The 7811-nt window shown below is 60.6% G+C and carries 3 protein-coding genes and 1 pseudogene; all 4 read right to left on the bottom strand.

From position 1 onward, the window contains the following. Nucleotides 1-53: 53 nt before the first annotated feature. The 4 genes and pseudogenes from bchD to cysK all read right to left on the bottom strand — a co-directional run bounded on the left by bchD (nucleotide 54) and on the right by cysK (nucleotide 7648). A complete protein-coding gene (bchD, locus tag AC0QKW_RS01745) occupies nucleotides 54-2114 on the bottom strand; it encodes a magnesium chelatase ATPase subunit D (protein WP_473149341.1) in 2061 nt (686 codons plus the stop codon). A 2-nt stretch (nucleotides 2115-2116) separates the two neighbouring features. Beyond that, a complete protein-coding gene (gene bchH / locus AC0QKW_RS01750; protein ID WP_473149342.1) occupies nucleotides 2117-5932 on the bottom strand; it encodes a magnesium chelatase subunit H in 3816 nt (1271 codons plus the stop codon). Nucleotides 5933-6074: 142 nt separating this feature from the next. Next, the gene (locus AC0QKW_RS01755; RefSeq protein WP_473149343.1) at nucleotides 6075-6647 is read right to left on the bottom strand and encodes an NUDIX hydrolase; all 573 of its coding nucleotides are present in this window, start codon (nucleotides 6645-6647) and stop codon (nucleotides 6075-6077) included. Between the two features lie 19 nt (nucleotides 6648-6666). Further along, nucleotides 6667-7648 (bottom strand): annotated as a pseudogene (gene cysK, locus AC0QKW_RS01760) (cysteine synthase A). Between the last annotated feature and the right edge of the window lie 163 nt (nucleotides 7649-7811).

Raw genomic sequence — 7811 nt, forward strand, 5'->3', positions numbered from 1 at the left:
ATCCCCTCCGGCAAGCCAAACAGGATTGGGGATGAGAGCGGGCCTCCGAGGCTTTAAACACCCCGGAGGCCCAACGTCATGGCGGCGATCGCCCCCTCCGTCGCCTTCGGTAGATAGTAATAGTGCCCCCCCGCCTGCTGGGCCAGCTCCTTGGCGAAGCCAGAGGCGATGAACTTGTTTTCGGTATCGATCACCAGTAGTTGCAGATCCAGGCGGCGGATGGCAGCGGCAATCTGGAGCAGTTCGGCTTTGATGGGGGTGGCTTCCCGACTCAGGTCAGGCTGTCCCAGGGAATGGGCTAGGGGCACATTGGACTTGCCATCGGTGATCAAGACAATCATCACCTGACCAATATCCTTCGCCTTGCGGGCGTTTTCGCCCAGACGCACCGCCTGCGCTAGCCCGTGGGCCAGGGGCGAACCACCCCCACAGGGCAGGCGATCGAGGCGACGACGGGCGGCGGTAATGGAGCGGGTAGGGGGCAGCAGCACATCGGCCTGTTCGCCACGAAAGACAATTAGGGCAATGTGGTCGTGGCTACGGTAGGCTTCTCCTAACAGTTGCAGCACCGCCCCTTTCGCGGCCTGCATTCGGTTCAGGGCCATTGAGCCTGAAGCATCCACCACAAAGATAATCAGGGCTCCGGCCTTGCGGGCCAGCCGCTTGACGCGAACATCATCCGCCTCGATAAAAATGCGGCGGGGCAGACCGGGCTGGTCGGGGTGATCCTGGGCGTAGCGCTGCCGTCGAAACTTCTGATGGGGTGCGGCAGCGCGCAGGGTGGCATCGATCGCGACTCGCTGAATCGGCCCCTGGGGAAACATCGGCTTCACGTAGCGACCCCGCTCCTGGGAGAAAATCATCCCCCGCCCCCCGGCTTTGCCGTGGCGGCGATGGGCCATCTGGGCAAAGTAGAGCACCGCCGGATCCAGCACGACCCCTTCGGGGCTAAACACAAACTCATCGGGAATGCTGCCACCCTCCGGGGGTTCTGGTGTCTCGGCCTCAGGCTCCGGGGACGAGTCCGGGTTATTTTCGGGGGGCTCAGGCGGGAGTTCTGGCGGCGGCGGTTCGGGGGGCAGAGCGATGACCGTGGCCCGGGGCACAATCACCAGTTCCACCGCCCGGTGCAGGTCCTCAGCTTCCACCGTCAGCCGCCCCTGGAGGGCAGCGTGGGCCTTGGCCACCCGCAGGGCAAATAGGTCGGCCCGGTGCCCTTCTACCTGGGCTCGAATCGCCTCATCCACCAGGTAGGCAATCTGCGCGGGCTGTACCTGCACCTGGGGCAGCCAGGCCCGCGCCAGGGCAATTTGGGTTTGCAGGTTGGCCAAATCGGGGGTGTACTGGGCCAAAAAACTTTGGGGATCGGAGCTGTAGTGGGTGACGCGATCCACCGCTTCGACCCGATCGGCTAGGGCCAGGGGTTGGTCTGCCGAGAGGGCCAGGGCAAAGCGGTCAATCAGGTGCTCGCGCAGATCGCCCTCCGCTGGGTTGTAGGTGGCGATAAACAGCGGGCGGCAGGGATGCTGAATGCTAATGCCCTCCCGCTCAAGGCGGTTGTAGCCCTGGGCCAAAATCGTCAGCAGCAGGTTGGTGATGTGGGTATCCAGCAGGTTGATCTCATCCACGTAGAGCACCCCCCGGTGGGCCTCCGCCAGCAGCCCCGGCTGGAAGATGGGCTCGCCTTGTTTAATCGACTGGGTGACATCCACCGATCCCAGCAGGCGATCTTCGGTGACACCGAGGGGGACTTGAATGAACGGAGGCGGGATGAGATGGGTGGGGCATGATGGGGTGGGGGAAGGCTGGCGGCGAGATTTTTTCTGTTGACGCCTGGCTCCTGATGGCTGACTTTTGACCAACGTCCTATCGTCCCAGTCGTCGGGGTTGGTGGGGTCGCTGTTCCAGCGGGAGCCTTGCATCACCTCAATGGGGGGCAACAGGGTGTGGAGGGCACGGGCCATGACCGATTTGGCGGTGCCTCGGCGTCCGGCAATAATGACGCCGCCCAGGCCCGGATCGACGGCCAGCAGCAGCAGGGCCGATTTAATTGCGTCTTGGCCGACAATGGCCGCCAGGGGAAAGGTGTCAGTGCGGGGGGCGGCAGCGGCCATGACTACCCCTTGACCCCTTCCAGGTCGGCGTCGGTGAGGTCGTAGAGCTGGCGCAGCTGGTCAATCTGGTCGGCGTCGGGCTGCCAAAAGCCGCGACCGTGGGCCTCTAACATGCGCCCCACCAGGTTGCGAAAGGCTTCGGGGTTGGCCTGCCGCAGCTTTTCGGCCATGGCGGCATCGAGGGCATAGGTGGCGGCGGCTTGGTCGTAAACCCAGGCATCTTTGAAGTTGGCGGTTCCGGCCCAGCCCATCAGTGCCGTCATCCGCTGGGAAATTTCGTAGGCTCCACCGGAACCCTGGTTGGCCATGGCCTCGGCCCATTTGGGGTTCAGCAGCTTGGTGCGATACTCCATCCGCAGCAGGTCTTCCAGCTTGCGGGGGGTGGTGTCGTTGGAGAAGCTCTCCACAAAGCTGGCGGTGACGGCCTTGCCCCGCTGCATTTCGGCGGCTCGCTTTAGACCCCCGGTGTTGGCGTAGTATTCCTGAATGTCGGTGAGGCCGTACTCCACCGAGTCGATCTGCTGCACCACCCGCTCCGTGCTCTTTAGCAGGGTGTGCAGAATTTCGGGGCGGGCCTGACCCTTATCTTGACGACCATAGCTGAAGGTGTTGCGATCGCGCCAGGTATCCCCCAATTCATCCCCCGATTCCCAGTTGGCATCGGTGACGCGATCGTTCACCAGCGAGCCAAAATCCCCCGCTGGGTTAGAAAACAGGCGAGCGCTGACATTCTCAACCCCCTGGGCTTGCAGGGCCAGGGCATGCTTGCGAATAAAGTTTTGATCCTCCGGCTCATCCGCCGCCGCCGCCCGCTGAAATAGGTCGTCCAACAGCTCAATAATATTGACAAAGCTGTCGCGAAAAATCCCCGACAAATTGCCCAGCACATCTACCCTGGGATGGCCCAGTTCCGCCAGGGGCCGCAGTTCGTAGCGCACGATCCGCCCAGTCCCTTCCTTGATTGGCTCGGCTCCCACCAGTTCCAGCAAAATGCCGATGGATTCACCCCGCGTCTTGATCGCATCCAGCCCCCACAGCATCACCGCCACGGTTTCGGGATAGGTGCCCGTTTCCTGCTGGTGCTGGGCCAGAATTTTTTGGGCAATCTCTCGACCGCGCAGGTAGGCCGCTGGGGAGGGCATCCGGTAGGGGTCGAGGGCGTGAATGTTGCGTCCCGTGGGCAGCACCCCAGGGCCATCCCGCAGCAGGTCGCCGCCCGGAGCCGGGGGAATATATTCGCCGTTCAGCCCCCGCAGCAGGTTCGTGAGTTCATCGGTGGTTTGGGCCAGCAGGATGCAAATATCCAGGGCCGTTTGAAGTTTGTCGCTGAGCTGGGGCCAGGTGTCGGGGGGAATTTTGGATTTTAGCGTTTGGATTTTGGTATCGAGATCTTGAAGGTTCGCGTCTGTCGTAACTTGACTGGTGACCTGAAGCAGGTCTGGGGGCAACGCATCACCGAAGTAGGCAGAGAGATAGCTGTGCAGTTCCTCAGCCGTGGGGGGCTGGCCCAGGACGTGGAGTCCGCTGGAGAAGAGGCGAGTTTCGAGCACTTGCAGGTAGTCGTAGAGGGTAACTAGGTAGCGGTTAAAGACGGCGGCGCTGAAGAGATCCACGGTCTCTGGGGTGAACTCGATGCCAAGTTTTTTGGCCTCTGGAAAGGGGCAATCGGCATCCAGGCCCGTGTCAAAGAGTTTTTTGAGGATGGCCTCTTTGAGGGCGTAGTTTTTGGCGGGGTCTTCGCGGTATTCGGCGATCAGCTCCCGTAGAGCCAGCAGTTCTTTGTAAAGTCCGGCCCGACCGTAGGGCGGCACATTGTGGGAAATCAGCACGCCATAGCCCCGACGTTTGGCCAGCATCGACTCGGAGGGGTTGTTGGCGGCGTAGATATAGAGGTGGGGCAGATCGCCCAGCAAAATGTCCGGCCAGGAGTAGCCCGTATTGCCCAGGGGCGAGCCGGGGAGCCATTCCACCGTGCCGTGCATGCCAAAATGCACCACCGCATCGGCCTCAAACTCGTTTTGCAACCACTTATAAAAGGCCGCGTACTGGGGATGAGGGGTGAGGTCGCGCTCAAACATCAGCCGCATCGGGTCCCCAGAAATTCCCAAGGGTGGCTGTACGCCAATCCACACATTACCGAGCTGCACGCCCCCCAGCAAACATTGCCCGTCGAAGGTTTTGAGGTCGGCCTTTTCGAGATCCCCCCACTGGCGAGTCATGCGATCGCGCTGCACATAGGACAGCCATTTCTCTAGCTGCCGAAGGGAAACCGTGGCGGGTGGCGGGGTACCTAGATCCCCGATTTCTTTGGAGTAACTGGGGATCTGAACGCCAGGGATCCTCATGCCAGGGATGGCTTCATCGGCTCCTTTGACCCACTCAATTAGGGTCTCGCCCTCCTCTGGGAGATCGCCGACGGTATAGCCCTGGGCTTTGAGCGCCTGCAAGAGGTTCAGCAACGACTTCGGTACATTCAGCAGCGCCGCCGTGCCCGTGGCCCCATAGCCAGGGGGAAAGCCGTAGAGAATGATGGCGATCTTGCGCTCTGCCGGGGGCATTTGCCGCAGGGCGATCCATCGTTTGAGGCGACCCGTGAGGCGCTGCACCCGTTCGGGAATCAGGTAAATCTGGTCGCCCACCAGCCCACCCAAGGGCACCGGGTCGATGGCCCCATCCAGCTCCGGCAGGGCATAGAGCACCACGCTCTGCAAACCGCCAATGCCCTGGCGCGTCCAGGAATGGATGTCTTGAATCAGCAGCGGTGCCGCCACCAGGTAGGGCACATTTTTGGCGCTAAGAATGCGCTTAGCCACCTCCACCTGTCGCCCTGCCTCCATCGAACCCGCTGGCCCACCCACCAAAGGGAAGCCAATCGTTGAGACAATCGCATCCACCTCGGCGGCTTCGGGTGAGAGGGAGAGGGTGTCGCGCTGGCCCCCCTGCCGCTGGGCGGTTTCGTGGGCACTGGTGAGCAGGTCGCGCACAGCCACATGGCCCTCAACGCCGTTGATAAAAATGGGCAGCGGCACCAGCTCCGCCTGCTCGAATTGGCGAATCAGTTGGGGAATGTAGGGCTGCTGGGTGATCACATGCTTGCGGTAGAGCAGCAGCCCCACCACGGGCCAATTTTGGGCTTTGGGATGGGTTTGGCGATACCAGGTGAGGTACTGCCGGGGCGACTCAAAATAGCCAGAGTAGTCGGGGTGCAGCAGGCCCAGGTTCGGCGTTTCCTGCGGCGGCGGAATGTCCCCCACAGCAAGGCCCAGGTAGGTTTCGGCTAAAAACCAGAACAGCGCCGCCACATTGTCGCTGCCGCCCGCGTTCCAGTAGCCGTAGATGATCAGCCAGTGGCGCAGATCCTGCACCTTTTTGACGGGCACAAACTTGAGCAGCTTGGGGCCAGTTTTGAGAAAGCTCAGGTAGCCCGCCAGCTTGTCCTCTTCTCGCCCGCTGCTAAATTTGCTGAGAATAAACTGGATCGGCTTGGGCATGCCCTTGGGCTGATCACCAATCACAAATTTCCCTAGCCGGGTCAGGCTCATCAACTCTAGGGCCGACTCAAACACCAGGCGAATGGGGATATCCTGCATCCGCTCCCGCAGCCACATCACCTGGTCGTAGTCAAAAATCAGGCTGCAAAAGACAGCGTCGGCTCCTTGCAGAGCGGCTTCGACCTTCTTGGCCTGGGGGGTGAGGTCGCGATCGCTAAATACCTGAATATCCAGCTCAGGACAGCGAGCCTGGGCCAGCTGGGCGGCCTGCCGATAGAGGTCGGCGTTGAAGGATTCAAACCCAGCAATCAAGACAATGCGTTGCATACCTTGCCCCTGACTAGACCGCCATGGCTCGCCTTAGGCTGCTACCCTGCCGTTCTACTTGATCTTAGTTCCACAACACCAGCTGCTTTTGGAGCCAGCACAAAAATTTGCCGAGAGGGCGCGCGGACGAGGCTGGCCGGAGTCACAATCCGTTCTCTAAGTAAGTGCGCCACTCTAAAAGAACAGCGCGACACTGCAAGCAAGTCAGCTCGTCGAGTAATTGGCCCACGCCCGTTGCAGTCGCAGGATAGGCGATCGCCGTCAATTCTGGCGACTGCGAGATGCCCCCATCAAGGTAGGCGATAAACCCGTAAAGTTTTTGGTTTGAGAAGGAGCTGTTGATCGCCCACCCATCAGGGTTGAGGGGCGTAAGCTGGGCGATCGCGGTTGCCTCTAGGCCCAGCTCTCGATGGAGGATCGCGATCGCAGCTTCCTCTGGCGTTTGCTCTGCCAAACGTCGTCCCCCCGGGAAATCCAGCGTCACCTGCCCCATCCCAGGCCGGAAGCTGGCGGGGGGCAGCAAAATATGAGACTGGCCCAGGTGATCCGGTTGAATAGGCAACACAATAACGGAATCGGCCTTCTCAATGCGCCAGTATTCTAGCCGTTGCCCCTGGGCATCTAGCCAGTGCTCGCCAATCAGCGTCATCCAGCGAGAGTGGAGCTCTAGAAAGCGGTCTTGAACCTGCCAGGGGGGGTGTGCATCAGGCGGCATGGGTATCCAAGGGTTAGGGCTAATGACTGAGAGCCACAGGCGGCGCAGCTAGCGAATCGTCAGGATTCACCCCATGCCACATGGCCGTGCTGAGGTAGCGCTCCCCCCCCACTGGGTTGGATGATCACAATGCGTTGGTTGCGATAGCGATCGCGCTGCCCCAGATGCAGCCCAGCATAGACCGCCGCCCCGGTGGAAATGCCGCTCAGAATGCCTTCGAGCTGGGCCAGTTGGCGGCCAGTTTCATAGGCTTGGGCTTCGCTCACCGCCATAATCTCGTCGATCAGATCGACCCGCAACACATCGGGAATGAATCCGGCCCCAATGCCTTGAAGGTCATGTTCCCCGGCGGGTTGGCCACTCAACACAGCGCTGTTAGTTGGCTCGATTGCCACGATGTGCAAGTGCGGATTCTGTTCTTTAAGGTAGCGTCCGGCTCCGGTGAGGGTGCCCCCGGTGCCCACGCCCACAACTAAAACGGCTAGTTGGCCGTCGGTATCTTGCCAAATTTCGGGGCCGGTGGTTTCGTAGTGAATTTTGGGATTGGCGGGGTTGCTGAACTGGTGGGGCGAAAAGGCATTGGGCACTGTGGCCAGCAGATGATTGGCATGGGCGATCGCCCCCGGCATATCCGCCTCCGCAGCGGTCAAAATCACCTCGGCTCCGTAGGCTCGGGGCATCTGCTGCCGTTCGCGGCTCATGTTGGCGGGCATGGTCAACATCAGCCGATAGCCCTTGGCGGCACAGACCATCGCCAGCCCAATGCCTGTATTGCCAGAGGTGGCCTCCACAATGGTCGAGACTCCAGGCTGAATCAAACCGGCCTCCTCGGCCTCCAGGATCATGCTGACGGCAATTCGGTCTTTCACCGACTTGGCCGGGTTCATCCCCTCCAGTTTTAAGACAATTTCAGCAACACAACCAAACTGTTGCGGCAATCGCTGGAGCTTAACTAAGGGGGTATGACCGACAACAGCGGTCATGTCACGATGAATCAGCATAGTCCAGAGATCCGTTGGCGGAGCATTACCTGAAGAGACGAGTTAGGCAGAAAGTTAGGTCTGACTCGGGTGTATCCCAGTCTTGCAAGACTCATCTTGAGAAGTAGCCATTGAGATACGCACACCGCTGATGGAGCACTTGTTGTACATTGTCTCCGTCCCA

This window comes from Pseudanabaena sp. PCC 9330 (assembly GCF_055795045.1).